At 70.0% G+C, this 25,896-nt stretch carries 23 protein-coding genes and 1 pseudogene; 9 read left to right on the top strand and 15 right to left on the bottom strand.

Going from position 1 to position 25,896, the window contains the following annotated elements; genetic code table 11:
- Positions 1-54: 54 nt before the first annotated feature.
- Genes purN through purM form a run of 4 tightly spaced genes read right to left on the bottom strand, consistent with a single transcriptional unit; the run spans position 55 to position 2,853 of the window.
- Positions 55-708: a phosphoribosylglycinamide formyltransferase gene (purN, locus tag SLW56_RS06315; RefSeq protein WP_043095728.1), complete on the bottom strand. Its 654-nt coding sequence runs from the start codon at positions 706-708 to the stop codon at positions 55-57.
- Positions 705-1,151, bottom strand: coding sequence for a hypothetical protein (locus SLW56_RS06310; protein WP_320694516.1), 447 nt, complete (start codon positions 1,149-1,151; stop codon positions 705-707). The genes purN and SLW56_RS06310 overlap by 4 nt, the downstream gene beginning before the upstream one ends.
- Before the next feature lie 8 nt (positions 1,152-1,159).
- Entirely contained in the window at positions 1,160-1,789 is a 630-nt protein-coding gene (locus SLW56_RS06305; protein ID WP_320694515.1) for a DUF2238 domain-containing protein, read from the bottom strand.
- A gap of 5 nt (positions 1,790-1,794) precedes the next feature.
- Positions 1,795-2,853: a phosphoribosylformylglycinamidine cyclo-ligase gene (gene purM, locus SLW56_RS06300; RefSeq protein ID WP_320694514.1), complete on the bottom strand. Its 1,059-nt coding sequence runs from the start codon at positions 2,851-2,853 to the stop codon at positions 1,795-1,797.
- 94 nt (positions 2,854-2,947) lie between these two features.
- Between purM and SLW56_RS06295 the strand changes: the two genes are divergently transcribed.
- From SLW56_RS06295 to hda, 3 genes are read left to right on the top strand one after another with little or no spacing between them, the layout of a single operon-like run.
- Complete coding sequence (locus SLW56_RS06295) at positions 2,948-4,063, top strand: DUF2066 domain-containing protein (RefSeq protein WP_267103788.1); 1,116 nt, start codon at positions 2,948-2,950, stop codon at positions 4,061-4,063.
- Complete coding sequence (locus SLW56_RS06290; protein ID WP_267109367.1) at positions 4,060-5,229, top strand: AI-2E family transporter; 1,170 nt, start codon at positions 4,060-4,062, stop codon at positions 5,227-5,229. Before SLW56_RS06295 ends, SLW56_RS06290 begins: the two co-directional genes overlap by 4 nt.
- A complete protein-coding gene (hda, locus tag SLW56_RS06285) occupies positions 5,226-5,945 on the top strand; it encodes a DnaA regulatory inactivator Hda (protein ID WP_267084407.1) in 720 nt (239 codons plus the stop codon). Before SLW56_RS06290 ends, hda begins: the two co-directional genes overlap by 4 nt.
- Before the next feature lie 148 nt (positions 5,946-6,093).
- Here the strand turns inward: hda and murU are convergent, their stop codons facing one another.
- The 4 genes from murU to SLW56_RS06265 all read right to left on the bottom strand — a co-directional run bounded on the left by murU (position 6,094) and on the right by SLW56_RS06265 (position 9,937).
- Positions 6,094-6,828 (bottom strand): N-acetylmuramate alpha-1-phosphate uridylyltransferase MurU, encoded by a 735-nt coding sequence (murU, locus tag SLW56_RS06280; RefSeq protein ID WP_320694513.1) that lies wholly within the window; start codon positions 6,826-6,828, stop codon positions 6,094-6,096.
- Entirely contained in the window at positions 6,825-7,853 is a 1,029-nt protein-coding gene (locus tag SLW56_RS06275) for a phosphotransferase (RefSeq protein ID WP_320694512.1), read from the bottom strand. Before SLW56_RS06275 ends, murU begins: the two co-directional genes overlap by 4 nt.
- A 73-nt stretch (positions 7,854-7,926) precedes the next feature.
- The gene (locus SLW56_RS06270) at positions 7,927-8,196 is read right to left on the bottom strand and encodes a GlsB/YeaQ/YmgE family stress response membrane protein (RefSeq protein ID WP_010344083.1); all 270 of its coding nucleotides are present in this window, start codon (positions 8,194-8,196) and stop codon (positions 7,927-7,929) included.
- 250 nt (positions 8,197-8,446) lie between these two features.
- On the bottom strand, positions 8,447-9,937 hold the full coding sequence (locus SLW56_RS06265) for a M20 family metallopeptidase (RefSeq protein ID WP_017909202.1): 1,491 nt from the start codon (positions 9,935-9,937) through the stop codon (positions 8,447-8,449).
- Between the two features lie 204 nt (positions 9,938-10,141).
- On the opposite strand from SLW56_RS06265, the gene SLW56_RS06260 reads away from it, so the two are divergent.
- From SLW56_RS06260 to SLW56_RS06250, 3 genes are all read left to right on the top strand, one after another.
- On the top strand, positions 10,142-10,474 hold the full coding sequence (locus SLW56_RS06260; RefSeq protein WP_017909203.1) for a ComEA family DNA-binding protein: 333 nt from the start codon (positions 10,142-10,144) through the stop codon (positions 10,472-10,474).
- A 230-nt stretch (positions 10,475-10,704) separates the two neighbouring features.
- A complete protein-coding gene (locus SLW56_RS06255; protein ID WP_295915530.1) occupies positions 10,705-11,313 on the top strand; it encodes a HutD family protein in 609 nt (202 codons plus the stop codon).
- A 132-nt stretch (positions 11,314-11,445) separates the two neighbouring features.
- Positions 11,446-12,138, top strand: a complete 693-nt coding sequence (locus SLW56_RS06250) for a response regulator transcription factor (protein ID WP_017913796.1) — start codon at positions 11,446-11,448, stop codon at positions 12,136-12,138.
- A gap of 165 nt (positions 12,139-12,303) precedes the next feature.
- On the opposite strand, the gene SLW56_RS06245 is transcribed toward SLW56_RS06250, so the two are convergent.
- From SLW56_RS06245 to SLW56_RS06230, 4 genes are all read right to left on the bottom strand, one after another.
- On the bottom strand, positions 12,304-13,224 hold the full coding sequence (locus SLW56_RS06245) for an FAD:protein FMN transferase (protein WP_295910556.1): 921 nt from the start codon (positions 13,222-13,224) through the stop codon (positions 12,304-12,306).
- Positions 13,225-13,393: 169 nt separating this feature from the next.
- The gene (locus tag SLW56_RS06240) at positions 13,394-14,086 is read right to left on the bottom strand and encodes a Fe2+-dependent dioxygenase (protein ID WP_267099345.1); all 693 of its coding nucleotides are present in this window, start codon (positions 14,084-14,086) and stop codon (positions 13,394-13,396) included.
- Positions 14,087-14,149: 63 nt separating this feature from the next.
- On the bottom strand, positions 14,150-16,444 hold the full coding sequence (locus SLW56_RS06235) for a catecholate siderophore receptor Fiu (protein ID WP_295910456.1): 2,295 nt from the start codon (positions 16,442-16,444) through the stop codon (positions 14,150-14,152).
- A 639-nt stretch (positions 16,445-17,083) separates the two neighbouring features.
- Positions 17,084-18,580: an aminotransferase class III-fold pyridoxal phosphate-dependent enzyme gene (locus tag SLW56_RS06230; protein ID WP_295910458.1), complete on the bottom strand. Its 1,497-nt coding sequence runs from the start codon at positions 18,578-18,580 to the stop codon at positions 17,084-17,086.
- Positions 18,581-18,708: 128 nt separating this feature from the next.
- Between SLW56_RS06230 and SLW56_RS06225 the strand changes: the two genes are divergently transcribed.
- Together SLW56_RS06225 and queA are read left to right on the top strand one after the other, a co-directional pair.
- Positions 18,709-19,140, top strand: coding sequence for an Lrp/AsnC family transcriptional regulator (locus tag SLW56_RS06225; protein WP_010344072.1), 432 nt, complete (start codon positions 18,709-18,711; stop codon positions 19,138-19,140).
- 136 nt (positions 19,141-19,276) lie between these two features.
- A complete protein-coding gene (gene queA, locus SLW56_RS06220; protein ID WP_267111602.1) occupies positions 19,277-20,326 on the top strand; it encodes a tRNA preQ1(34) S-adenosylmethionine ribosyltransferase-isomerase QueA in 1,050 nt (349 codons plus the stop codon).
- A gap of 495 nt (positions 20,327-20,821) precedes the next feature.
- Here the strand turns inward: queA and SLW56_RS06215 are convergent, their stop codons facing one another.
- Positions 20,822-22,636, bottom strand: coding sequence for a DUF885 domain-containing protein (locus SLW56_RS06215; protein ID WP_295910460.1), 1,815 nt, complete (start codon positions 22,634-22,636; stop codon positions 20,822-20,824).
- Positions 22,637-22,891: 255 nt separating this feature from the next.
- Between SLW56_RS06215 and SLW56_RS06210 the strand changes: the two genes are divergently transcribed.
- Complete coding sequence (locus SLW56_RS06210; RefSeq protein WP_320694586.1) at positions 22,892-23,719, top strand: DUF4349 domain-containing protein; 828 nt, start codon at positions 22,892-22,894, stop codon at positions 23,717-23,719.
- Positions 23,720-24,088: 369 nt separating this feature from the next.
- On the opposite strand, the gene SLW56_RS06205 is transcribed toward SLW56_RS06210, so the two are convergent.
- Positions 24,089-24,382 (bottom strand): hypothetical protein, encoded by a 294-nt coding sequence (locus SLW56_RS06205; protein WP_017909065.1) that lies wholly within the window; start codon positions 24,380-24,382, stop codon positions 24,089-24,091.
- Between the two features lie 66 nt (positions 24,383-24,448).
- Positions 24,449-25,879, bottom strand: a pseudogene (locus tag SLW56_RS06200) (DUF2867 domain-containing protein).
- Positions 25,880-25,896: the final 17 nt, after the last annotated feature.

Genomic DNA, 25,896 nt, shown 5'->3' with positions numbered 1-25,896 from the left:
GTGAGCGGGAGGGAAGAGGGGGAGGGAGGAGCCGCGGAAGGTGCGGCAGCGCATTCAGGGAAGCAGCACGTCGTCGCAATCTAGGCGCAGCGGACTAAACCGGCACTGACCGTCCAGCCAGACCTTGCCGTCCCGTTCAGCCAGACGGCCCGCCGCGGCCAGCCGCAGCACCGCGCACAGCAGCCGGTGTTCGCGCGGCAGCAGGCGCTGCGCCAGGTCGTCGGGACCGTCGCTGGGCTGCACCGGCACCCGCACCTGCGCGATCACCGCGCCGGCGTCCAGTTCCGGCACCACGAAATGCACGCTGGCGCCGTGTTCGGCGTCGCCGGCCGCCAAGGCTTGGGCATGGGTGTGCAGGCCGCGGTACTTGGGCAGCAGCGAGGGGTGGATGTTGAGCAGGCGCCCGCCGAAGCGCTGCACGAAGCCTGCGCCGAGAATGCGCATGTAGCCGGCGCAGACCACCCAGTCCGGCCGTGCCGCGGCGACCGCGTCGCCCAGCGCCTGCTCGAAGGCGACGCGATCGGGGAAGTCCTTGGGCCGCGCCGACCAGCGCCGGTCCGGCGCCACCATCGCCAGCGCCGGCGCCTCCGGACGATCGCCGAACACGCCGACCACCTCGGCATCGAGGGTGCCGGCGGCGATCGCGGCGAGGATGGCCTGCAGGTTGGAGCCGCGCCCGGAGGCGAGGACAGCGAGGCGGAGCGTCATCGGGCGGGAGTCCGGAACAGGGCGCCCACGGCCGGGCGCTGCAATGTCAGCAGGGTGGCGATGCCCAGTGCGGTGCCCAGCGGGAAGCCCAGGCAGGTGATCACGGCGCCGGCATAGCACAGCTCCAACTGGCGGCGGTGGCGCAAGGCGCGCGCAACCAGCACCTTGAGCAGCAGCGCGAGCAGACCGAAGCCGAGCAGGATCGACAGCATCACGATCGCGATGACGCCGCTCTGCGCCTGGTCCGGGCTCTGGCCGACGGCGTTGAGCTGCGCCTCCTCGTGCACGCCGTAGGCCAGCACGGCGCCCACCAGCAGCACCACGACGACCTGCAGCCCCGCCATGACGGCATACAGCGTCGCCAGGGTGTTCAGGTCGGAGGTGGCACGCACCACATCGGCGGCATGGCCGCCGGGGACGGGGAGGGGCGGTGGCAGCGACATCGTCTGTCTCAGCGCGGGGTGGAAGGAAGCGGGCGCGCGGTGCGCCGCCACGGCCAGGCGCTGGCGCAGCCCAGCGTGGCCAGCAGCATGTCCATGTGCGCATCCCAGGGATCGCCCTGCTGGCCGTTGTAGGACTCGGCCTGCTCCGGCGACAGCAGCAGCGCGATCAGCCATTCCAGCCATTCGTAGACCAGGCTGGCGCACATGATCGCCATCGTCGCCAGGACGAAGGCCTGTCGCGCCGACAGCGCCGGCCAGCGCTGGCGCGCGTGGTCGCGCAGCGCCGGGGCGAAGCACACCCCGAACAGCAGGTGGATCAGCCGATCGGTGTGATTGCGCTGCCAGCCGAACGCCGCGCTCGGCGACCAGCCACCGGTCAGCGCGCGCAGCCACTGGTCGTAGGGCACATTGGAGTAGAGCCAGTGCGCGGCGATGTTGTGCACGCTGATGAAGAGGCAGATAGCCGCGAAATGGCCGGTGCGCAGCGGCCAGCGCCGGTCGTGCCAGACCAGCCAGACCAGGCCCAGCACTGCCAGGGAGCTGTGCATGGCCTGTTCCGCCGGCCACAGCGGCCGCAGCCAGCTGGCGGCGAACACCGCCAGCGCCAGCGTCAGCCAGGCGCGCTTGGCCGCCGCCATGCGGCTCAGCCGATGTGGACGCGTTCGCCAGCGTCCGCGGCGGCCACCACCGCGCCGATCTGCCAGTGCGCCAGGCCCAGGGTGTCCAGGCTGCGCTCCAGCGCGGCCACCTGCGCCGGCGCGGCGACCAGCACGAAGCCGATGCCGCAGTTGAAGGTGCGCCACATCTCGCTGTCGGCCACCGCGCCTTCGCGCTGCAGCCACTCGAACACCGGCGGCAGGGTCCAGGCACTGGCGCGGATGTCCAGGCCCAGGCCGTCGGGGATGACCCGGATGATGTTCTCGGTCAGGCCGCCGCCGGTGATGTGCGCCATGGCGTGGATGGCTTCGCCCTGTTCGCGCAGCAGCGACAGGATCGGCTTGACGTACAGCGCGGTCGGCGCCATCAGCGCGTCGGCCAGGGCCACGCCGCCGACCTGCAGCGCGTCCGGGCGCCCGGCGCGGTCGTAGATGCGGCGGATCAGCGAGTAGCCGTTGGAATGCGGGCCGGAGGAGGCGATGCCGATCAGCACGTCGCCCTGGCGCACCCGGGCGCCGTCGAGCAGCTGCGACTTCTCCACCGCGCCGACGGTGAAGCCGGCCAGGTCGTACTCGCCCGGCGGGTACATGTCGGGCATTTCCGCGGTCTCGCCGCCGATCAGCGCGCAGCCGGCCAGTTCGCAGCCGCGGGCGATGCCGCCGACCACCGCCACGGTGGTCTCCACGTCGAGCTTGCCGGTGGCGAAGTAGTCCAGAAAGAACAGCGGCTCGGCGCCCTGCACCAGCACGTCGTTGACGCACATGCCGACCAGGTCGATGCCGATGGTGTCGTGGCGGCCGAGCTGCTGCGCCAGCTTCAGCTTGGTGCCGACGCCGTCGGTGCCGGACACCAGGACCGGCTCGCGGTACTTGCCGGACAGGTCGAACAGCGCGCCGAAGCCACCCAGCCCGCCCATCACCTCGGGGCGGAAACTGCGCTTGACCAGGGGCTTGATGCGTTCGACGACGGCATTGCCGGCATCGATGTCGACGCCGGCGTCGCGGTAGGTCAACGGGGCGGCGGCGGGGGGCTGGGAAGTGGTCACGGGCGGCGGGGTCGGCGGAAAGGCGGCGATTTTAACAGGCCGCATTGGCGCTAGGCCCGCATTCGGGCAACAATTCGCCCCGGATACGCCGAGTATTGGACCCTTCATGCGCCGCAGCCTTGCCTTCCTCCTGTCTTTCGCGCTGTGCCTGCCCGCCGCGACCGCCCTGGCTCAGGCCGAGCTGCGCACCGAGGGCGACGTGGCCGGCGCCACCGGCCCCTACGATGCCGAGGTGCCGGTCAACAGCCAGAGCGAGGCCGACCGCAACGGTGCCCTGGCCCGTGCGCTCGGCGTGGTGCTGGGCAAGATCTCCGGCGACAAGGGGGTGATGTCGCGGCCCGGGGTGACCCAGGCGCTGCGCAACGCCAAGAATCTGGTCGACACCTTCGACTACCGCCAGGACCAGGGCACCTCGCCGAGCGGTGCGCCCACCTTCCGCACCATCCTGGTGGCGCGCTTCCGCCCGCAGGACGTGGACGGCCTGGCGGCGGCGCTGGGCCTGCCGGTGTGGCCGCAGCCGCGGCCCAAGCCGGTGGTGTGGCTGGCCATCGACGACGGCAGCGGCCCGCGCCTGGTCGGCGTGCAGCAGTCCAACGCCGCGCGCAGCCTGCTCGATCGTGCGATCGAGCGTGGCTTCCGCCTCGGCCTGCCGACCGGCAACGCCGCCGAGCAGGCCCTGGCCGGTGCGATCTGGCGCCAGGACACCGCCGCGGTGGCCAGCGCCTCGTCGCGCTACAGCCCGCCGATGCAGCTGATCGGCAAGCTGTACCGCGGCAAGGCCGGCGGCTGGACCGCGGACTGGACCTTCGTCGATAGCGGCAAGGTGCTGTCGACCTGGTCGTCCAGCGACGCCGACGCGCGCCGCGCCATGGCCAGCGGTGCCGACGGCGCCGCCGATGCCCTGGTCAAGCGCTACGCCAAGGCGGTCAGCGCCGGCCCGGCCGGGATCTATCGGGTAGTGATCACCGGCATCCGCAGCGCCGACGATTACCTGCGCGCCTCCGCCGCGCTGCAGAACGCCTCGGTGGTGCGGCGCATCGTGCCGGTCCGCGCCGACGGCGATCGCCTGGAACTGGATCTGGATCTGCTCAGCGGCGTGTCCGGCTTGAACCGCATGCTCGGCCCGGACGGCGCGCTGCAGCCGGTGGTCGCGCCGGTCGAGGGTCCGGTGATCCTCAACAGCGAGCCGACGGAGTACCGCCTGAAATGACGTTGTCGCCCGAAGCCGAGATCGCGCTGTTCCTGCGCCGCCTGAAATGGACGGCGGTGATCGTCGGCGTGCTGTGGGTGGTGTGGCTGCTGGCGCCGATCCTGACCCCGTTCGTGCTGGCGCTGCTGCTCGGCTGGCTCGGCGACCCGCTGGTGGACCGCCTGGAGCGCGCCGGGCGCTCGCGCAACATGGCGGTGACCCTGGTGTTCGTGCTGATGGTGTTGCTGCTGGTGCTGGCGCTGGTGATCCTGGTGCCGATGCTGGAGCGGCAGATCGTCACCTTCATCGACGTGCTGCCGCAGGCGCGCGACTGGTTCATCGGCACCGCGATCCCCTGGGCCGAACACAAGACCGGGCTGGAGCTGATGGGCTGGCTGGACCCGGAGCGGCTGATCGACTGGATCCGCGGGCACTGGCAGCAGGCCGGCGGCGTCGCCGCGACCTTCTTCGGCTACCTGTCGCGTTCGGGCTTCGCGATGGTGACCTGGGTGGTCAACCTGGTGCTGCTGCCGATCCTGACCTTCTACTTCCTGCGCGACTGGGACCTGCTGGTCGCGCGCGTGGCCGCCACCATCCCGCGCAACCACGTCGGCACCATCACCCGCCTGGCGCAGCAGTCCAACGAGGTGCTGGGCGCGTTCATCCGCGGCCAGTTCCTGGTGATGCTGGCGCTGGGCGTGATCTACGCCGGCGGCCTGACCCTGGTTGGTCTCAAGCTCGGCCTGTTGATCGGCATCGTCGCCGGCCTGATCAGCTTCATCCCGTACCTGGGCGCGACCACCGGCATCCTGCTGGCGGTGCTGGCCGCACTGGTGCAGGCCAAGGGCTTCGACCTGCAGTTGCTGATCCTGGTCGGCGTGGTGTTCACCGTCGGCCAGTTGTTGGAAAGCTACGTGCTGACCCCGCGCATCGTCGGCGACAAGATCGGCCTGCATCCGGTGGCGGTGATCTTCGCGGTGATGGCCGGCGGCCAGCTGTTCGGTTTCCTCGGCATGCTGCTGGCGCTGCCGGTGGCGGCGGTGGCCAACGTGCTGCTGCACTACCTGCACGAGCAGTACCGGCAGAGCGACCTGTACGCGGGCGAAAAGTCGGCGATCCTGTTGGATACGGTCACCGAGCGCACCACCATCATCGAACTGCCGCCGCGCAGCCCCGATCAGCCGTGAGCGTGCCGCAACTGCCGTTGGCCCTGCGCTATCCGCCGGAGCAACGCCTGGACCGCTATCTGGGCGCGCCGGACGGACTGCTGGCGCAGTTGCAGGCGGTCGCCGACGGCGCCGCCGACGACTGGGTGTACCTGTCCGGCCCCGCCGGCACCGGCAAGACCCATCTGGCCCTGGCGCTGTGCGCGGCCACCGAACAGGCCGGGCGCAGCGCCGCCTACCTGCCGCTGCAGGCCGCCGCCGGCCGTCTGCGCGATGCGTTGGAAGCACTGGAAGGACGCGATCTGGTCGCCCTCGACGGCCTGGAAGCGATCGCCGGGCAGCGCGAGGACGAGGTGGCGCTGTTCGATTTCCACAACCGTGCGCGCAGCGCCGGGGTGACCCTGCTGTACACCGCGCAGGCGATGCCCGACGGCCTGGCGCTCAGTCTGCCGGACCTGCGCTCGCGGCTGTCGCAGTGCACCCGCATCGCCCTGGCGCCGCTGGACGACGCCGGCCGCGCCGCGGTGCTGCGCGAGCGCGCCCAGCGCCGCGGCCTGGTGCTGGAAGACGCGGCGATCGACTGGCTGCTGACCCACGCCGGGCGCGACCTGGCCGGCCTGATCGGCCTGCTGGAGCGCCTGGACCGCGAATCGCTGGCGGCGCAGCGGCGGGTGACGGTGCCGTTTTTGCGGAGGGTGGGAATCGGGAATGGGGAATCGGGAATGGGGAAAAACTGAGATCCCCGCGACCGAGGCCGGACTGCGGCATTCGAGAAAAACAGCGCTTCGCGCCGCGTAACCGGCACGGCGCCGCTGATGTTCCGCGTGTCGTGCTCTGAATCGAAGGGTTCTGGAGATGCCCGCGTGCCGCCGTGGGGCAGGCAAGCTATGGGACCTCAGCTTTTCCCGATTCCCGTTTCCCCATTCCCAGCACCTCATCCAACTCCGCCAGCCGCTGCGGCGTCCCCACGTCGGTCCAGCGGCCAGGGTGGTGCAGGCCGTGCAGCTGGCCTCGTTCGGCCTGCGCACGCAGCAGCGGCACCACCGAGAAGCGGGGCGGCACGCCCGGCGCGGTCGGCGCCGGGGCGGCGATGGTCTGCCAGTCGCGCAGCAGGGCGGGGCGGTACATGCCGATGCCGGCGTAGGTCAGCAACCGGTCGCCGGCGTTGTGCACACGCCCGTCTTCCTGCAGGGCGAAATCGCCGTGCGCCGCATAGGCCGGCGGATCCACCAGCACCAGCTGCGCCAGGCCGGGCGGCTCGGGCGCCAGCCGGGCGAAATCGAAGTCGGTCCAGATGTCGCCGTTGACCAGCAGGAACGGCGCCTCGCCGAGCAGCGGCAGCGCGTGCAGCATGCCGCCGCCGGTTTCCAGCGGTGTGGCGCCTTCGTAGGAATAGGCGATGCGCAGCCCGAACGCGCTGCCGTCGCCGAGCGTCTGCGGGAACTGTTCGGCTAGCCAGGACGTGTTGATCACCACCTCGCGCACGCCCAGCGCGGCGAGCTTGCGCAGGTGCCAGACGATCAGCGGCGTGCCGCCCACCGCCAGCAGCGGCTTGGGCGTGTGTGCGGTCAACGGACGCATGCGCTCGCCGAGGCCGGCGGCGAAGATCAGCGCCTTCATGCGCCGGCCGCCGCGCGCTGCGCCAGGGCCGGCTTGATCCGCGTCTGCAGCAGTTGCGCCAGCGGCTGCAGGCTGGGGTGCCGCGGCAGCGCCTCGTCGAGGTAGGCGATGAAGCGCGGCACGTTGTCCAGGTACCAGGCCTTGCCGTCGCGGTAGTTCAGCCGCGCGAAGATGCCCATGTTCTTCAGGTGGCGCTGCACGCCCATCCACTCGGCGTCGCGCAGGAACTGCGCCAGCGGCGGCACCGGAATCCCGGCCTGCAGCGCACGCGCGTGATAGCTGGCGAGCCAGGCGTCGACCTGCGCCAAAGGCCAGCTGACCGTGGTGTCCTTGAACAGGCTGACCGGGTCGTAGGCGACGGGGCCGATCACGCAATCCTGGAAATCCAGCACCGCCGGGCCGTCGGCCGCCGGCATCAGGTTGCGCGGCATGAAGTCGCGGTGCACCAGCACCTGCGGCTGCGCCAGCGCGTTGTCCATGAGCTGACGCTGCACGCCGTGCAGGGCCGCGCGTTCGTCGGCATCCAGGGTGATGCCCAGGTGGCGCTGCAGGAACCAGTCCTCGAACAGGCCCGCGTCGCGTTGCAGCAGCGCCTCGCCGAACACGCCCATGCCCGGTGGCGGCGCGATCGCCTGCAGCCGCAGCAACTGGCCGAGCGCGGCGTCGAAGTGCGCGTCCGCCGTGCTCGTGTCCAGGCATTGCGCCAGGGTCGGTTGGCCCAGGTCTTCCAGCAGCAGGAAGCCGGCCTCCGCGTCCTGCGCCAGGATCGTCGGCACCCGCACGCCGCCGCCGTGCAGCAGCGCGTGCATGCGCAGCCACGGCCGCACGTCTTCCAGGTCCGGCGGCGAATCCATCACGATGCGACTGACGCTTTGGCCATGGCTGCGCCAGTAGCTGCGCTGGCCGGCGTCCACCGAGGCGCGCTGCAGCGTCGCCTGTGCGTCGTCCAGGGCCGTGCGCGCCCAGGCCAGGCGTTGCGCGGCGCGTGCCGCAAGGACATCGGGAACCATCGGGCTGGCGCTCATCGGCAGGCTGCGGCGGAAATGAGCCGCACAGCGTAAACGGGTGCCGCCGCCGTGGCGAGCGGCGCGCCGTGCCTCAGCGCTTGCTGGAGAACAGCCGCAACAGCGCGAGCAGGGCGATGGCGCCGAGCAGCGCACCGAGGAAGCCCGCCGGCTCGCCACGGCTGTACCAGCCCATGTAGTGGCCGAACCAGCCGGCCAGCAGCGCGCCGGCGATACCCAGCAACACGGTGAACAGGCAGCCGGAGCGTCCGCTGCTGGGGCCAAGGAAACGCGCCAGCAGGCCGACCACGAAGCCCACCAGGATGATGTAGAGCCAGCTGTCGCTGCCGAACAGAGTGTGCATGGAGAGCGTTCCGAGCGCGGAGGGGGATCAGCGTCGGATCGTGCCAGATCGACTGTGATGGCGTCGATGCTTGCGTACGCCGCGCAGTCGGCACGCCCATGGAAGGCGGCCGCCCGCGCTGCGCGGATGACACCATCGGAAAGGCGCCGCGTCGGAGCCGACGCCTCTCCCACCGCAAATAGGGGACGGATCAGTCACTCAGGAAACCGGCGTCGCCAATCCCGAATCCCGACTCCCCAGTCCCCCCCCCTCAGCAGCACCCATGCCCGCCATGCTGCTCGCCGCCGGCCACCGCCGCGCTGCCGGTGGTCTCGCCGCGCAGGCTGGCGGCATGGTGGGCGGCGATCACCCGCGACACGCAGGCAGTCACCCGCTTGCCCATCGGGATGTGCAGGAACTCGTTGGGGCCGTGCGCGTTGGAATGCGGGCCGAGCACGCCGGTGATCATGAACTGCGCGCCGGGGAACTTCTCGCCGAGCATGCCCATGAACGGGATCGAGCCGCCTTCGCCCATGTACATCGCCGGCTTGCCGAACGCCGCCTGCGAGGCCGCTTCGATCGCATCGGTCAGCCACGGCGACTGCGCCGGGGCATTCCAGCCGGAGGAGGACTTCTCCAGCGCCAGCGACACCTCGGCGCCGTACGGCGGATCGCGCAGCAGCACGTCCTTGAGCAGTTCGCCGGCGTGCTTGCCGTCCAGTGTCGGCGGCAGGCGCAGCGACAGCTTCACCGCGGTCTCGGGGCGCAGCACATTGCCGGCCGAGGCCAGCGGCGGCAGGCCGTCGGCACCGGTCACCGACAGCGCCGGGCGCCAGGTGCGGTTGAGCACCAGCTCGGACAGGTCCTCGTGCATCGGCCGCATGCCGGGCAGGAACGGGAACTTGCTGTAGACCTCGTCGCCCAGCACCTCGGCGACCTTGCGCGCCTGCGCCAGCCGCTCCTCGGGGATGTCGGCGTACAGGCCGTCGACCTTGATCTTGCCGGTGGCTTCGTCCTCCAGCCGCGACAGCAGGTCGCGCAGCACGCGGAAGCTCGACGGCACCACGCCGGAGGCGTCGCCCGAATGCACGCCTTCGCTGAGCACCTTGACGCTGAAGTTGCCGCCGGCCAGGCCGCGCAGCGAGGTCGTGCACCACAGCTGCTCGTAGTTGCCGCAGCCCGAATCCAGGCACACCACCAGCGACGGCTTGCCGATCCGCGCCGCCAGATGGTCGACGTAGGCGGGCAGGTCGTAGCTGCCCGATTCCTCGCAGGCCTCGATCAGCACCACGCAGCGCGCGTGCGGGATGCCCTGGTCCTGCAGCGCCTGGATCGCCGCCAGCGAACCGAACAGGGCGTAGCCGTCGTCGGCGCCGCCGCGGCCGTACAGGCGGTCGCCCTTGAGCACCGGCGTCCACGGGCCCAGGTCGGCGTCCCAGCCGGTCATTTCCGGCTGCTTGTCCAGGTGCCCGTACAGCAGCACGGTGTCCTCGCCGGTCGCGTCGCTGCTGGCCGGCACCTCCAGGTAGATCAACGGGGTGCGGCCTTCCAGTTGCACCACCTCCACCTGCAGGCCGGGGATCGCCTGCGCGCGCGCCCAGCGCTCCATCAGCGCCACCGCATCGGCCATGTAGCCATGCGCGACCCAATCGGCGTCGAACATCGGCGATTTGTTGGGGATGCGGATGTAATCGACCAGTTGCGGGACGATGTCGTCATCCCACTTTTCGCTCAGGAAACGGTCGATCTTGGCACTGTCCATGAAAAGCTCCGAAGTGATTGCACACGTGTGCAGCCATTCTACGCCCCGGTGCCCGTGTAGGGTTTTTCCTACACGGCGACGCGCCGTTTACCTGCTGTTTGTGACGCGTTCCGACGATAGGCTGTACCCATGTGGCGAGCGATGCTGACAACGCCGGCAGGAAAGGCCGGCGAAGTCCCCATCCAAGTCACAAGGAGCGTTGCCATGCAGTCTTTTATCGTGGTCCTGAAGTCGCTGGTCGTTGCCCTGATGCTGTCCGGTTCCGCGCTCGCCGCGGACAAGGTCAACATCAACTCCGCTGGAGCGGAGGAAATCGACCAGGTGTTGGTGAACGTGGGGGCCTCCAAGGCCCAGGCGATCGTCGACTACCGGCAGGCGCACGGACCTTTCAAGAGCGCCGAGGAACTGGCACTGGTGAAAGGCATCGGACTCAAGACGGTCGAGCGGAACCGCGACCGGATCGATGTGGGCGCCACGAAGGCACCCGCACCGACAGCCGCCAAGCAGGCAGCTGCCAAGCCGGTGGAAAGGCGTTAAAGGGATTTGCAACGAAAGGATAGGGCCGGCGCTGGACGCGCGGCCGCAGCCTCACTGAGCAGGATGCGAAGGGGGAAGGCAGGAAGCCGACAGGGAGGTACATCGTCGCCCGGCGTTGCACAGTGACGTGCAGCCGGGCGATGTTTTTTTGGGCGCCATGGCGCCTCTTGCGTCGCCTATTCGGGCTGGCCAGGGACAGGCCGCTTGCCCTGATCGTGCAGAATGCGCGCATGGACTGGTGCACGCTGCCCGCGCGGGTGATCCCCGCCAATGAGTATCGCCGCGAACGCTGGCGCAACGGCCTGGGCTGGACCCGGGAGATCCTGCGTCTGCCGGCGGTCGGCGACGACTGGCTGCTGCGCCTGTCCATCGCCGAGATCGAGCAGGATGCCGCCTTTTCGCCTTTCCCCGGGATCGACCGCGAACTGGTCCTGCTGCGCGGCAACGGCGTGCGCCTGCGTTTCGACGACGGCGAGGAACAGGTGCTGCAGGATCCTTGCGCGCGCCTGCGCTTCGCCGGCGAGCGGCCGCTGCGTGGCGAGTTGCTGGACGGGCCGACCCACGATTTCAACCTCATGTGGCGACGCGACCGGCTGCGCACGCAACTGCTGCACCGGCCACTGGTCGGGCCGATGCTGTTCTTCGCCGAACCTGGTGTCGCCTGGGCCGTTCATCTTCTGGCAGGGCAAGCGCAGTTCGATGCGGCCAGCGGACTGCCGCCATTGGCGGCCGGCGACAGTGCCTGGTTGGCCGCCGATGCCAGGCGCCGCTTTGCTTTGAGCGGGGGCGGGGAGGTGTTGGCGATGCGCATCGAGGCCCTGCAGACGCCCGCGGACTGAGCCCGCTGCACCACGCGCGCGGCTCTTGCAGCGTCGACGCCGACCGCGTCCAATGCGCGAACGCGGCCATCCGGGCCGTACAGCGGAAGCCGACAGGTGCTCTCGGACAAAAGGTGGTTGGCGAAAATTCTGGTGGCGGACGCGGACGCGGTCTTGCGCGACCGGATTCGCGATTACCTGGCGTGTTTCAACCTGCAGGCCCACGACGCCGACAGTGCGCCGCACCTGCAGGCGCAACTGGCGGCCGGGCATTACGACGCGGTGGTGCTCGATGCCGGCCTCGACGGTGCCGAGGGCCTGCGCCTGTGCCGGCAACTGCGCGACCGCGGCGACATCGCCATCGTGATGATGGCCGACCGCGCCGAGCCCGTGGACCGGGTGATCGGGCTGGATCTGGGCGCGGACGACTTCCTGGTGCGGCCGCCCGACCTGCGCGAACTGGTGGCGCGGCTCAACGCGGTGCTGCGTCGGGTGCGCGCGACCCAGCCGCCGGCAGCGGCGCATGGCGGCTGGCAAGTCGATGCCGCGCGGCACCAGGCGGTGGCGCCGGACGGGCGGACGATCCCGCTGTCGCCCGGCGAACTGCGGCTGATGGCGGTGTTCCTGGAGCAGCCGGGCGAGGTGCTCACGCGCGAGACGCTGCGCACCGCGCTGGGCGACGGCGAGGCCAGCATGCCTGCGGGCAGTCGCGGCATCGATCTGCAGGTCTCGCGGCTGCGCCAGAAGCTCGGCGACGACCCGCTGGTGCCGCAATGGATCCGCACGGTACGCGGCAAGGGCTATGTGTTCGAGCTGCAGCGCATGGGGTTGCCGGCGTCGCGCTGATGGCGCGACGGCGTGGCGTTGCTGGCGTCGCCGCGGCCGAAGCCGCCACCGTAGCAGTGGCGGTCGGGTCGCGGCGCGTTGTCCGGAACACGCCGGCGCGAGGTCTCGCGCGGTGCACTGGTGTTCTCCCGGCCGCGGCTCATCGAGCAGCGTGCCGCGCTCAGCTCAGCCCCGTGCTAACGCCGCGAAGCCGCTGCTGAGCCGTTCCTGCACTGCGCCGTCGTGGCGCACCAGGAAGCGCACCGCCAGTCCTTCGCGCTCGGCGCAGGCCAGTCCCGCCTCCACACCGAGCACGCTCAGGGCAGTGGCCCAGGCATCGGCACGCATTGCATCGGCGGCCACCACCGTCACCGCGGCCAGCGTCGCGGCGATCGGTCGGCCGCGACGCGGATCCAGCAGGTGTCCATAGCGTCGTCCGTCCTGTTCGAAGTGGTGCCAGCGGTCGCCGGAGGTGGCCACCGCCAGGCCGTCGACCGCGAGCGCGCGCGGCGATGCGTCGCCATGCACCTGCTCGTCCGCAGCGGCCTCGATCAACACCCGCCACGGTTGCGCGTCCGGCTTGCGACCGTAGCCATAGAGATCGCCGCCGACCTCGACCAGTGCGCTTTCCACGCCATGCGCACGCAGCGCCGTCGCTGCCAGGTCGACGCCGTAGCCCTTGGCGATCGCCGACAGGTCCAGATGCAGCCCGCCCGGCTGGTGCCAGCGGCCCGCGTCGTCGACGGTGAGCCGGCGCCAGTCGCCCGCGGCGCGGGCCTGTTGCAGTGCGGCGGGTTCCGGCACCCGCCGATCTCCGGCGGTGGCGCCGAAACCCCATGCGCCGACCACGGCGCCGATCGTGGGATCGAAGGCGCCGTCGCTGCGTTGCGCCACCTCCAGCGCGCAGCGCAGCACCGTGTCGAACGCGACGGGCAAGGCATGCCAGGTATCGGCGTCGGCGCGGTTGTAGCGGCTGAGATCCGATTGCGCGTCCCACGTGCTCATCTGCGCGACGACCAGATCGAGCTGCGCCTGGATCGCATCGCGCAATGCGTGCAGGTCGCTGCGTTGGGGCGGCAGCAGCCTGGCGCTCCAGCGCGTGCCCATGCTGCTGCCGTGCAGCGTGGCGATGCCGGCGCTGGCGCGGACTGCGGTCGGTGAAGCGGGGCGACTCACGCGTCGACGCAGCGCGACCGTACAACGGCAGCGCGCAGGTGCCCTACGCTGCGCGACCGTGTGCCGGCGGCATGTTCGGCGTTCCGGTCGCCACGCCCGCTCATGTCTCCGACCAGTCGCGCAGCAGGTTGTGGTAGACGTTGGTCAGGCGCAGCAGCGCCGCCGCGTCCGCGCCGCTGGCGGTCAGCGCCTGGATCGCGGTGTCCAGGTCGAACAGGGTCTGCCGCCAGCCGGCGTCGCGCACCAGGCTCTGCACCCAGAAGAACGATGCCATGCGTGCGCCGCGGGTCACCGGCGCGACCCGGTGCAGGCTGCTGGACGGATACAGGATCAGGTCGCCGGCGGGCAGCTTGACCTCATGCTCGCCGTAGGTGTCGTGGATCAGCAGTTCGCCGCCGTCGTACTCCTCCGGCGCACTCAGGAACAGGGTGCAGGACAGGTCGCTGCGCACGGTCAGCGCCGGCTGCGTAGCGGTGGCGGCCTGGGTCATCACCGCACCGTCGACGTGCAGGCCGTAGCTGCCGCCGCCGCTGTAGCGGTTGAAGCGCGGCGGGATGGTGCGCAGCGGCAGCGCCGCGGCGAAGTACAGCGGGCTGCGCGCCAGCGCGCTCAGCACCGCCTGGCCGAGGTCCTGCTTCAGCGGCGAGGCGTCGGCCAGTTGCAGGTTGCGCTTGACCTGCGCGCCCTGCGCGCCGACGGTCTCGCGGCCGTCCACCCAGTCGGCGCTCTCCAGTGCCTGGCGGAACCGCGCGACCTCATCGGCGCTGAGGATGTCGGGAATGTGCAGCAGCATGGGGCGCTCCGGCGATGGACGCCCAGGATAGGGCGTCCACCGCGCGTTGGCAGGCGCGGTCGCTCAGAAGCGGACCTCGGCAGTCAGCAGCACCGAGCGCGGCGCGCCGGGCGTGTAGCGGAAGCCGCTCTTGTTGATCGCGGCGACGTAGTCCTTGTCGAACAGGTTGTAGGCGTTCAGGCGCAGCGCCACGTGGTCGTTGACCGGATAGCTCAGCACCGCATCCCACACCGTGTACGACTTCACGAACGCCGGCGTGCCGACCGCACCGTCGCGGCCGCGCTTCATCTCGCCCGAGTAGCGCACGCCGCCGCCGACGGTCAGCCCGAATGGCAGGGTGTAGGTGGTCCAGGCAGTGAACGCGCTGTCCGGGGTGTAGGCCAGATCCTGGCTGCCGTCCTGCGAGACGGTCGTGCCCTGGCGCACCCGCGCATCTAGCTTGGTGTAGCCGCTGGACAGCGACCAGCGCTCGGTCAGCTTGCCCACCGCCGACAGTTCGATGCCTTGCACGCGCTTCGCGCCGCTCTGGTAGTACAGCCCGTCGCTGCCCTGCACGATCTCGTTGTTCACGTCGGTGCGGAACAGCGCCAGCGTCGCGAACAGCGCATCGTCGAGGAAATTCCACTTCGTGCCGACTTCGGCGGTCTTGGCCTTCTGCGGATCGAAGCGCGGATTGTTGGCGTTGTTGGCCGAGGCGCTCAGTTCCAGCGTGCTGCCGCCGGGCGGCTGCTGCGAGGTGGCGAAGTTGGCGTACACGCTCACGTCCTCGTTGGCCTTGTAGACCGCGCCGAGTTTCCAGCTGAACAGCGTGTCGGCGATGTCGGTGTCCAGGCCGACCACGGTGGTGCAGGGCGCGGCGGTGGAGGTGGCTGAACTGCACACCAGGCTGTCGAAGTCGGTCTTGTAGCGATCCGCGCGCACTCCGGCGGTGACCAGGAAGCTGTCGCCGAACTTCAGCGTGTCGAAGGCATAGGCCGAGTAGGTGGTGGTGGTGCCATGGCTGCGCGCGCCGTTGCGCGCGGTGCGCAGCGGCGTGGTGTTCCAGTCCGGCGCATAGAGGTTGGCCGGATTGGCCGCCAGCCAGGCGGCGCGGTCGACGATGTTGTGGCCCCAGCTGCGCAGTTCCTCGCGCGAGGCTTCCACGCCGGTGCTGAGGTTGTGCTGCACTGCGCCGGTGGCGAAGTCCACGCGCAGGTTCAACTGGTCGGCGAGGGTGGTGTACTGCTGATCCTTGAAGGTCGGCAGGCTGCGCAGCACCGTCCAGGTCGCAGGATCCGCCGGATTCGGCGTGCGCAGGTTGGCGGCGTTGGGCATGAACGCGAACAGCAGGTAGTCCTGCTCGTTGCGGCCCCAGCGCGCGGTATTGGTCAGCTTGACCGTGTCGGACACGTCGTGCTCGATGCGGAAGGTCGCCATCTTCGCGGTCACGTCGTCGTGGTCGTCGCGGGTGCCGTAGAAGTTGCTGCTGTCCACGCGCGCCGCGCCGCCGAGCCACGGCCGTGCGGGGTCGGGCGAGCTGTAGCCGGGCAGGCCGAGGGTGGGCACGCCGCCGTCGGGCACGTTGTCCTGCTTCACGTACAGCAGGTCGAGCAGGTAGCGCGTGTCGGTGCCCAGGCCGAACGCCAGCGACGAGGCCAGGCCCCAGCGCTTGTTGGCGACATGGTCGCGGCCGATGGCGTCGCTGTCCTGGCCCATCACGTTCAACCGCAGCGCGCTGCTGGCGCCGAGCGCCTGGTTCCAGTCTGCGGTGGCGCGGCGCTGGCCATGGTCGCCGCCGGACAGCGTGGCGCTGCTGGCGTTGTCCAGGTGCGCCTGCTTGCTGACCAGGTTGATCGCGCCGGTCGGCGCGCTGCGGCCGTTGTCGGTGCCGGCCGGGCCTTTCTCGACCTCGATCTGCTCGATGTTGAACACGTCGCGCGAGATCGAGCCGAGGTCGCGCAACCCGTCGACGAAGATGCTGCTGGAGCTGTCGAAGCCGCGCATGTAGATCGCATCGCCGGTGCTGGTGTTGCCGTTCTCGCCGACATAGAACGTGCCCACGCCCGGGCTGTTGTGCAGCGCTTCGGTGAGGGTGGTGGCGCCCTGTTCGTTGAACAGGTCCTTGCCGATGATGTTGAGGGTCTGCGGGGTATCGATCAGCGGCTGGGTGAACTTCGGCGAGTCCGGCACTTCCACCAGGTAGCGCTTGGCGCGCTGGGCCTGCACGTCGACCTTGTCCAGGGTGGTGGGCTGGTCGCCGGTGTCCGCATGCGCGGGGGAGAGCAGGCTCAGCCCGCCGAGCAGCACGACGGTGGTGAGGGTCGGTGCGGCGGCCTGGCGGGTCACGGCATGTTTGCGGCGCTTGATCGGAGAGGTCATGGGCGGTTCGGTTTGCAGGAGGGGCGGCACCCCGATCGCGGGCAGCGGCCGTCCCCCAGTGGGAGCGGCCGCGGCGGCGAGATCGGGCGGCTGGGCGAAACGGTGTCTGCCGCGCATGCGATGCAGGCAGCGCATTCATTTTCCATGCAAATACGAATTGTTTGCAATCTCTTTGTCATCGGTGCCGGTCCGCCGCGGTTCGGATAGCCGGACTCGCCAGAAAATGCGGACCATCGACCGAGGCGCGCAATCGGCCAAAGGACCCGGCACTGAGTGGTTTGGGGCCCGTCCGTGCGGGCGCGCGACGCCAGCGCCGACCAGACGGGCGCTGCGGGTAGGTGGAAGTCCGAACTAGGGGCGGTAGAGAGGCGCGCCGGTGTCAGGCAGCCGATGCTGCCCGGAGATGGCGTGGTACCGACGGCGCACTGTCGCTGCCGGATCGTCGCACCAGGTGCGTTTCAACGTATGCCGAAGGAGCGGGTGGTGCAGTGCCAGATTGCGTGTCGCCATGAGCGTCGCCAGTGTCGGCGGACCACGAAGCCAGGCCGATACTCGCCCTCTGTGCAAGGGCGGCACGCGCCAATGCTGTCGGGATTGGCCGCTTGCGGCGCCGTCCCGCGGCACCGCAAGCAGCGGGGTTCAGGCCGCCGCGGCCTGTGCCACGCGCGGGCCTTCGCGCAGGGCGCGGCCGATCAGCCCGACCAGCAGATCCAGCTCTTCGCTGTCCATCGCGAAGTGCGGGGTGAAGCGCAGCGAATTCTCGCCGCCGTGGATCACGTTGACGCCGTGCTGGCGCAGCCACTCCTCGGTGGAGCCGGCGCCGTAGCACTTGTACTGCGGGGCCAGTGCGCAGGAGAACAGCAGGCCGGTGCCCTGGACCTGGGTGATGGCGCCGCCGAGTTCGGCCTTGAGCTTCTCCAGCTTCTGCACCGCCTCGGCGCCGCGCTCGCGGATGTTGGCGCGCACCTGCGGGGTCAGCTGCGCCAGGGTCGCGGTGGCGACGTCGAGCGCGCGCGGGTTGCTGGTCATGGTGTTGCCGTAGGTGCCCTTGCGATACACCTGCGCCGCGTGCTCGGTCACCGCCAGCACCGACAGCGGGTACTGCGCGGCGTTGAGCGCCTTCGAATAGGTTTCCAGGTCCGGCGGGTCGAGCTGCTCGAAGCCGGGATAGTCCACCACCGACAGCACGCCGTGCGCGCGCAGGCCGGCCTGGATCGAGTCGACCAGCAGCAGGCTGCCGTGGGTGCGGGTCAGTTCGCGCGCGGCGGCATAGAACGCCGGCGGCAGCGCGCGGCCGGGGTCGCCTTCGCCCATCACCGGCTCCAGGAACACCGCCTCGATGAACCAGCCGTGCTGCTCGGCCTCGGCGAATGCGCGGCGCAGCGCGTCCACGTCGTAGGGCGCGATGGCGATCAGCCCATCGTCGCCGCGGTAGCTGGCCAGGTGCTGCAGATAGGTCTTGCGGCTGGAGTCGGAGTACATGCCGGGCCGGTCGGTGCGGCCGTGGAAGCTGCCCTTGACCACCAGGCGCTTGATCTTGGCGCCGGCGTGGCGTGCGCCCGGATCGGTCTGCAGCTTGGCGTTGATGTCGACGATGCGCGCGGCCAGGCCCACCGATTCGGAACCGGAATTGAGGCACATGAAGCGGGCGTACGGACAGCCGCCGCGGCGGTGGCCGATCTCCGCGCGCAGCGCGCGCTCGAAGCGCAACTGCGACAGGTTGGGGGTCATCACGTTGGCCATCACCTGCGGCCGCGCCATCGCCTCCAGCACCGCCTCCGGGGTGTGGCCGAAGCCGAGCATGCCGTAGCCGCCGGCGTCATACAGCACGGCGCCCTTGAGCGTGACCACCCACGGGCCGCGTGCGCTCAGCGCCACGTAGGGGGTCACCGCGTCGTCGGCGTAGAAATTGACGAACCCGGCCTGCAGGTGGCGGATCTGCTCGGCTTCGTCCAGGTCCAGCAATTCGCCGAATTCGGCAGCGATGCGCGCGTAGTCGTCGCCCGCCGCCTCGATCGCCGCGCGCAGCGCCGGATGCGAGGCCGCCAGGCGTTCGATGCTGGCGTCGTCCAGGCCATGGGTCAGGCGGTCGCCGGCATGGGCACGGAGCGGGGCGAGGGGGCCGAGTACGGTCATGGGCGATCTCCTGAAGGCGGGCTGTCTGGCGACGATCCTGTCTATTATCGGGACAGGATCGTCGAATGGCAGCGTGAATCCGTGCAGGAATTGACGCATTTTCGTCGATTCGACGAAAATCGCCGGTCATGAAGATCACCGCCTCCGACGACGCCCTGCTGTCGCTGCTGCGCGAGGATGCGCGCGCCTCCACCGCCCAGATCGCCCGCCGCCTCGGTCTGTCTCGCACGACGGTACAGAGCCGGATCGAGCGCCTGGAGCGCGAGGGCGTGATCTGCGGCTATACCGTGCGCACCCGCGACGACTACGAACAGGGCCATATCCGCGCGCACATCCTGATCACCGTGCTGCCGAAGAAGATGACCTCGGTAGTCAAGGCACTGCGCGAGATCGATGCGGTGCGCGTGCTGCATTCGGTCAGCGGCTCCTTCGACCTGATCGCGCTCGGCGTGGTGCCGGGCGTCAACGACATGGACGAACTGACCGACCGCATCGGCGCGCTGGACGGGGTGGAGCGCACCACTTCGTCGATCATTCTGTCCACCAAGTTCGAGCGGTGAGAGGTCGGGATTGGGGACTAAGGAGTGGGGCTCGCAAGAGCGCGATCCCGCTTTGCTTCAACGAATCCCCAATCCCGAATGCCCAATCCCGGCGCCGCTACAATATTCGGCCCTGCTCTCGATCGTCCCCGGCGCCTTGAAAAAGTCCGATTTCCACTACGACCTGCCTGAAGACCTGATCGCGCAGGAACCGCTGGCCGAGCGCTCGGCCAGCCGGCTGCTGATGGTACCGCCGGCGCCGGCGGCCTTCGCCGATCGGCACGTGCGCGATCTGCCGGAACTGCTGCGTGCCGGCGATCTGCTGATCTTCAACGACACGCGGGTGATCCCGGCGCGGCTGTTCGGGCAGAAGAGCACCGGCGGGCGGGTCGAGATCCTGATCGAGCGGCTGCTCGGCGGCCAGCGCGCGCGGGCGCAACTGGGCGTGAGCAAGTCGCCCAAGGCCGGCGCACGCATCGCCCTGGATGCCGGCGGCGAGGCCGAGGTGCTGGGCCGCGATGGCGAGTTCTACCAGTTGCAGTTCCATGTGGACGGCGCGCTGGAGCACTGGCTGCAGCAGGCAGGACGCTTGCCGTTGCCGCCTTACATCCGCCGCGAGCCGGGCCTGGACGACCGCGAGCGCTACCAGACCGTGTTCGCGCGCGAGGCCGGCGCGGTCGCCGCACCGACCGCCGGGCTGCATTTCGACGCGCCCTTGCTGCAGGCGCTGCAGCAGCGCGGGGTCGAGGTCGGGCACGTGACCCTGCATGTGGGCGCCGGCACCTTCCAGCCGGTGCGGGTGGAAGCGCTGGAGCAGCACCAGATGCACCGCGAGTGGCTCAATGTCGGCGCCAGCCTGGTCGAGCAGGTGCGGCGCACGCGTGCGGCCGGCGGCCGCGTGATTGCGGTGGGGACCACGGTGGTGCGCGCGCTGGAGAGCGCCTCCAAGGACGGCGAACTGCATCCGTTCGCCGGCGAGACGCAGATCTTCATCCTGCCGGGCTACCGTATCCGCAGCGTCGACGCGATGGTGACCAACTTCCATCTGCCGGAAAGCACGCTGCTGATGATGGTCTCGGCCTTCGCCGGCCGCGAGCGCATCTTCGCCGCCTATCGCCACGCCATCGCCGAGCGCTACCGTTTCTTCAGCTACGGCGACGCGATGCTGTTGTGGAGCAGCGAGACGCCGGCAGACCGCGTGGGCTGACCCGCGTGAGGTCGTGCGGTCGTGGCGGCCGTCGATCGAACGCGTTGGCGAAGATGGTGGCGTTGTTACGCCCAGCCGGTGAACGCATCGACGACGCGTGCGCCGCGCACCGATGAGCAGGCGTCGCCGCGCTGGCGGTGCCTGACCTCGCGCCTCACCTCTGGCCTGCCGCTGCACAAAATGCAAGCCACCGCGAAGCGTCGCGAAACCAGCCTGTATCCGCGTGATTGCACGAGGCGGCGCCCGTACCCTCATCCGCCCCTTTGGGGCACCTTCTCCCGAGGGGAGAAGGGAGAGGCCAAAGCCCCTCTCCCTCCGGGAGAGGGGTTGGGGTGAGGGTGAGGCAGCGCGCAGCGACAGCCCATCAACCCCGCATCGCGCAGACACGGTATCGCGCCCGTATCAACGACCATGCAGCAGGGGCCAGACGTGCTTGCCAATCCTCAAGCGCTTCACCACGGCCGCAGGCCCGTCATCCCGACTCCCCAATCCCGACTACTTGATCGGCTCGTCCAGCATCAGTTCGCGCACGAACCGCACCGGCGGGGCGCCGTAGGACAGTACCTGGTCGTGGTAGGCCTTGAGGTTGAACTTGGCGCCGAGCTTGTCCTGCATCGCCTTGCGCAGGTCCAGATGCTCCTGCACGCCGACGAAGTAGGTCGGCAACTGCGCCGAGGTCAGCTGTGCGCGCACCCACTTGCCCTCGGCCTCGCTCTGCTGCTGGAAGGTGTCGTGGACCATCAGGTGCAGCGCCTGTTCCTTGCTCCAGCCGTCCACGTGCACGCCCTGGTCGAGCAGTGCGTTGGCGATGCTGCGCAGGTAGAACTTCAGCTGCACCAGGTGGAACAGCGGATCGTTGTCCAGGTAGCCCTGCTCCTGCATCATCCGCTCGGTGTACACCGCCCAGCCTTCGGCGAACACGCCCGAGCGCAGCACGCCGCGCAGCGTCGACGGGAACTTGGCCGAATGCCAGCCTTCCACGTAATGCCCGGGCACGCCCTCGTGGATGCTCAGCAGGTGGATCATGCGGCTGTTGTATTCGCGCAGGAACGAGTCGGCCTGCTGCGCGTTCCAGTCGTCGGGGATCGGCGACACCGCGTAGAAGGTCTTCAGGTTCTTGTCCAGCGGACCGGGCGAATCGCAGTACGCCACCGCCACGCCGCGCTGGAATTCGGGCATCAGGATGATGTCCACCGGCGCATCGGGCAGGGTCACCAGATCCTTCTTGCGCACGAAGTCGGTGGCATCGGCCAGCGAGGCCTTGGCGGCCTCGACCACCTTGTCGCGCGCCGGATGCTGCGCATAGGCCAGTTCCAGCGCCGCCTCGATCGCCTTCTGCTGCTGTTCGTCGCTGGGCGCATCGACCAGGGCCGGCGCGCCGGGTTTGTCCTTGAGCACGGTGCGGGCGATGCCGTACATGTCCTGGCGCACGCGCGAGAGCTCGGCCTCGGCGCGCTGCTTGATGTCGGCGCGCGACAGCGAGGAGTTGAGCGCGAACTTCAGCTTCTGGTCGTACTTCTCCGCGCCAAGGCGGAAGTCGCCCTTGGCGTTGGGCACCAGGGTCTGGTCCAGCCAGGTCTGCTGTTCGGCCACGGCTTTCTTCAGGCCCTCGATCGCCGCTTGCAGGCGCTGCGCGTCGGCCTGCGGCAGTTTCTGGATGTGCGGGACGATGAAGCTGTCGACGATGCTGAGGATGCCGCGGTTCTGCTTGGCCACGGTCTTGGCGCTGATTTCCGACACGCGCGCCGGGTCCAGGTTGGCGCGCGCCTGCGCGAACAGCGCCGGGATCTTCTCCATGCGCGCGGTGGCCGACTTCAGCCGCTCCGGCAGCGGCGCGAACTCGCGCGCCATCAGCCCGTAGATCGCGCCGCCGGCCAGGCCGTTGTAGACCTGCGGATCTGTCGCCCAGCCCTGCGCGACCTCGCTATTCCAGATGTCCGACTGCAACTGGTTGCGCAGGATCGCCGCATCCACCTGGTTCTCGCGCGAGAGCTTGGTGGTGTCGAGCTTGTCCAGTTCGGCCAGCAACTGCTTGCTCGCGTCCAGGCTCTTCTGCCGGCCGGCGGCGCTGAGGTCGTCCAGTTCGCTGTCGTAGCGATGGTCGCCGGTCTGGGTGGCGCCGACCGGGGACAGCTGCATCCAGGTGTCGACGGCGCGCTTGGAGAGCGCGGCGAAGCTGGCGTCAGCGGCTGCATCGGGCGCGGCCGCGGCCTGGCCGGGGGCTGCGTTGCTGGCGGCGGGCGCGTCGGCGGGTTTCTGGCAGCCGGCGAGGGCGGCGAGCAGGGCGGCGGCGAGCAGGTGCTTGCGCATCGGGGTTCCTGGAGTGGGTCGATCTGCCAGGGTAGCGCCGCTGTGGCTGCCGGCGCCCCTGCCATTGGATTACCCTGAAGGCTTTCGCCATTCAGGAGCACTGCAATGCAGGACAAGGGACGTTGCCATCGTGGCCATGTCGTACGCGACACCGCGTTCGATCCGGATGGCGTCGCAGCAGCGGCTGGCACGCTCGATGTCGAAGCGCCTGCGCGTGGGCGCTGGTGTCGCTGGGGCGCTTCCCTGGCGCTGGCGGTGTCGATCGCTGCCTGCAGCCGCGGCGGCGAGAGCGCGGCGCTGCCGGCCGCTCATCTCTATTCCGCCGATGCCGCCAGTAGCGCGGCCAGTGCCGCCGAGGCCGCAGCGCAGGCGGCAGAGGCAGCCGTCGCAGCGCCGCCGCCGAGTCCCGGCGCTTTCGCCATGCCGTCCCTGGCCTATGAGCACGAGGTCGATGTGGCATTGCCGGTGGCGCAGATTCCCGCACGCCTCAAACAACTCCAGGAAAGCTGCCTGAAATCCAGTTTCGGGGCATGCACCGTGTTGCAGGTCGAGCAGCGCGGCGGCGAGCAGCCGCGCGGTGAGCTCAGCGTGCGGATCGCGCCGGCCGGGGTCGAGCCGTTGATCGCGCAGGCGGGCCAGGATGGCCAGATCGAAAGCCGCACCACCCATGCCGAGGATCTGGCGCAGGCGGTGCAGGACAACGACGCGCAGCGCCAGCGCCTGCAGGCCGAGCAGCGGCGCCTGCAGGAGTTCCAGCAGCGCCGCGATCTCAGCGTGGCCGACATGATCGCGCTGTCGGAGAAACTGGCCGCCGTGGAGACGCAGTTGCTCGCCACCAGCCAGGAAGCCGCACAGCAGCGCCGGCGCCTGGATACGCAGCGGGTGACGCTGACCTTCGCCGCGCCGACCGCCGAGCGGAGTCGCAGCGACATCGGCGAGGCGCTGCACGACAGCGGCGAAATCTTCGCCGGATCGATCGCCTGGGCGATCCGCGTAGTGGTGGGGTTGGCCCCGTTTGTGCTGCTCGGCTATGCGCTGTGGCGGCTGATGGCCTGGCGCCGACGTCGGCGTCGTTCGGCCTAGGAGACAGGTGCTGTTCCCGTCCGATGGGATCGGGCGGGAGCGGATGGAGGTGAGTGTGCGCGGTGCTGCCACGCGTTGCCGACGGAACGGTGGCACGTCATCCAGCGGCCGTGAACGATGAGGGGGGCGGGTCGCGGCTGAAGCGGCTGCTACCGTTCTTCTCGTCTGACCCTCAAGCTTGAGCAACAGCAAAACGACTTCTGCCGGGGCTCGCGATACATTGGCTGGGAGCACTGTGGGAGGGACTTCAGTCCCGACGCCTTGAAGTCGGGTGCCTGAGGCACGGCTGGCCCCTCTGGAAATCCAGGATGCTTGCCATGGGCACGCCAGGACGCTGCGCCATGCGGCGCAACGTCCCGGATGCAGGCCTCAGCCTTCGTCCTGTTCGAACTCCACGACCACGTCCAGTTCGAACGCCAGGGCTTCCACGGCCTCGCGCACCTTTTGGGCGGTGGCGGCGTTGCCGGCTTCCACTTCCACTTCGTGGGTGCCCGGTCCCTGGTCGTCGGGCAGGCCGGCGGAACTGGAATCGTCGTCGTCCATGTGCGGCATCAGGTCGTCGATTTCCTCGACGTGCTCGATGCCGTCCAGGCTCGACAGCAGGTTGATGATGGCGCGGGCGTCGTCCTCGCTGCCGGTGATGCGGATGCGGAGCTGGGGCATGGGCCTTCCTCTTGGGGGGAAGGCGCAGGCTAGGCAGGCATCGGCTAAGGCGGGGTGATGACGCGCTCAATGCATCGGCGCGACCGCATCCGGCCCGGCATGTTCGGCCACGGGCAGCAGCGCCTCGGCGGCCGCGCGCAGCAGCGTCGGGGCGATGTAGCGGCGGTGCGCGGCGGCGATCAGCGCCATGTACAGGTGCCCGAAGCGGTTGCGGCAGGTCACCCGCGTTTCCAGGCTCAGTTCGGCGCTGCCGTCGTCGCGCAGCGTCACCCCGACGCAACTGCGGAACACCAGGTGGCGATCGTCGGCACCGAGCAGCACCTGCACGCGCCGCGCTTGTGCTGATGATGCCTGCGCCAGCACGGGGAAGCGCCCAGCGAACAGCTGATCGCGCTGCGGCGACAGCAGCGAGGACACCGGGCAGCCCAGCGGCGAGGTGCGCAACCGCAGCGGCGCCACCAGCAGGTTGCGCAGGCGCATCAGCCATGTCACGCCACGCGGCGGGTGCTGCAGGAAACCGTCCAGCAACGCCGTCATCAGCGCATGCGCACCCAGCGGCCGCAGCGCCTGCGCCGGCACCGTCAGCCGCACGCTGTCCTAGTGATGGTGCGCAGGCAGCTGCGGTTCGAGCAGCGAGCCGGGCAGCAACTGCGGCGTCACCCGCGCCCGCGGCAGGCGCGGCGCCAGTGCCGCGAAGCCGGCCGGATGCCGCCAGGCACCCAGCCGCTGCCGCAGGCGCCCGCTGAGGGCGCGCAGGCCGGCGCACCAGGCCAGGCGTCGGCTGCCTGGCGAGGCCGCCAGCGACAATCGCACGGTCGGTACGGCCAGCCCCTGCGCCTGCGGCGACGCCAGCAGGGTCGCGACCGGCGCCGGCAGCAATTCGGTGAGCGTGGCGATATCGGCGGTGCCGGCCAGCACCTGCGCGCGTACATCCTCGGCCAGCGCGCCGCCGGCTTCGTCGCTGTGGCAGGACAGGGCGAAGAACGCCGGGTGCCCCGACTGCGCGCGCAGCGGCGCGAACTGGTGCCAGGTGCCCCCGCCGAAGCGCACGCTGAACAGGCAGTCGGCGGGCAATTCGACATGCCGCAGCGCGGCGAGGAAATGCTGTGGATCTTCCGCCAGCTGTGCCGGCGACGCGGTGCTGAAACGCAGCAGCGCGCCGCCGCTGCCGGTGATCGCGGTGAACATGCGATGCCCGGCATGGCAATGGAACGGATGGCCGCCGCTGCCGACCGCGAACGAGTACAGCGCGGTGGACTCGCCGTTGCCGAAATCGGTGCCGGCCAGGCGCGTCGAGGGTTCGTCCAGCGCGTCGCGGAACTGCGGATGCGCGCGCTGGCGCAGGCAGGCCTGGGCGATCAGCGGATCGCCGGCGCCGACGCCGAGCTGGGCGATCAGGATGACCTCCACCGGTAAGCCACCGCTGTAGGAGGGCAGGCGCACCGAGGGGAATCCGGTTTGCGCGGCGGCGTGTTCGCTGAGCGGTGCGGCGGTCATCGGCGGACTCCTGTTGC

The sequence above is a fragment of the Xanthomonas sp. LF07-6 genome (assembly GCF_034105445.1).
GTDB lineage: Bacteria > Pseudomonadota > Gammaproteobacteria > Xanthomonadales > Xanthomonadaceae > Xanthomonas_A > Xanthomonas_A sontii.
This window is presented reverse-complemented; position numbering and strand designations above follow the sequence as displayed.

Coding starts and splice junctions, on each gene's coding strand:
- purN (WP_043095728.1), bottom strand. CDS start 708: ATGACGCTCCGCCTCGCTGTCCTCGCCTCCGGGCGCGGCTCCAACCTG.
- SLW56_RS06310 (WP_320694516.1), bottom strand. CDS start 1,151: ATGTCGCTGCCACCGCCCCTCCCCGTCCCCGGCGGCCATGCCGCCGAT.
- SLW56_RS06305 (WP_320694515.1), bottom strand. CDS start 1,789: ATGGCGGCGGCCAAGCGCGCCTGGCTGACGCTGGCGCTGGCGGTGTTC.
- SLW56_RS06290 (WP_267109367.1), top strand. CDS start 4,060: ATGACGTTGTCGCCCGAAGCCGAGATCGCGCTGTTCCTGCGCCGCCTG.
- murU (WP_320694513.1), bottom strand. CDS start 6,828: ATGAAGGCGCTGATCTTCGCCGCCGGCCTCGGCGAGCGCATGCGTCCG.
- SLW56_RS06275 (WP_320694512.1), bottom strand. CDS start 7,853: ATGAGCGCCAGCCCGATGGTTCCCGATGTCCTTGCGGCACGCGCCGCG.
- SLW56_RS06270 (WP_010344083.1), bottom strand. CDS start 8,196: ATGCACACTCTGTTCGGCAGCGACAGCTGGCTCTACATCATCCTGGTG.
- SLW56_RS06265 (WP_017909202.1), bottom strand. CDS start 9,937: ATGGACAGTGCCAAGATCGACCGTTTCCTGAGCGAAAAGTGGGATGAC.
- SLW56_RS06260 (WP_017909203.1), top strand. CDS start 10,142: ATGCAGTCTTTTATCGTGGTCCTGAAGTCGCTGGTCGTTGCCCTGATG.
- SLW56_RS06255 (WP_295915530.1), top strand. CDS start 10,705: ATGGACTGGTGCACGCTGCCCGCGCGGGTGATCCCCGCCAATGAGTAT.
- SLW56_RS06245 (WP_295910556.1), bottom strand. CDS start 13,224: ATGGGCACGCGCTGGAGCGCCAGGCTGCTGCCGCCCCAACGCAGCGAC.
- SLW56_RS06240 (WP_267099345.1), bottom strand. CDS start 14,086: ATGCTGCTGCACATTCCCGACATCCTCAGCGCCGATGAGGTCGCGCGG.
- SLW56_RS06235 (WP_295910456.1), bottom strand. CDS start 16,444: ATGACCTCTCCGATCAAGCGCCGCAAACATGCCGTGACCCGCCAGGCC.
- SLW56_RS06230 (WP_295910458.1), bottom strand. CDS start 18,580: ATGACCGTACTCGGCCCCCTCGCCCCGCTCCGTGCCCATGCCGGCGAC.
- SLW56_RS06225 (WP_010344072.1), top strand. CDS start 18,709: ATGAAGATCACCGCCTCCGACGACGCCCTGCTGTCGCTGCTGCGCGAG.
- SLW56_RS06215 (WP_295910460.1), bottom strand. CDS start 22,636: ATGCGCAAGCACCTGCTCGCCGCCGCCCTGCTCGCCGCCCTCGCCGGC.
- SLW56_RS06205 (WP_017909065.1), bottom strand. CDS start 24,382: ATGCCCCAGCTCCGCATCCGCATCACCGGCAGCGAGGACGACGCCCGC.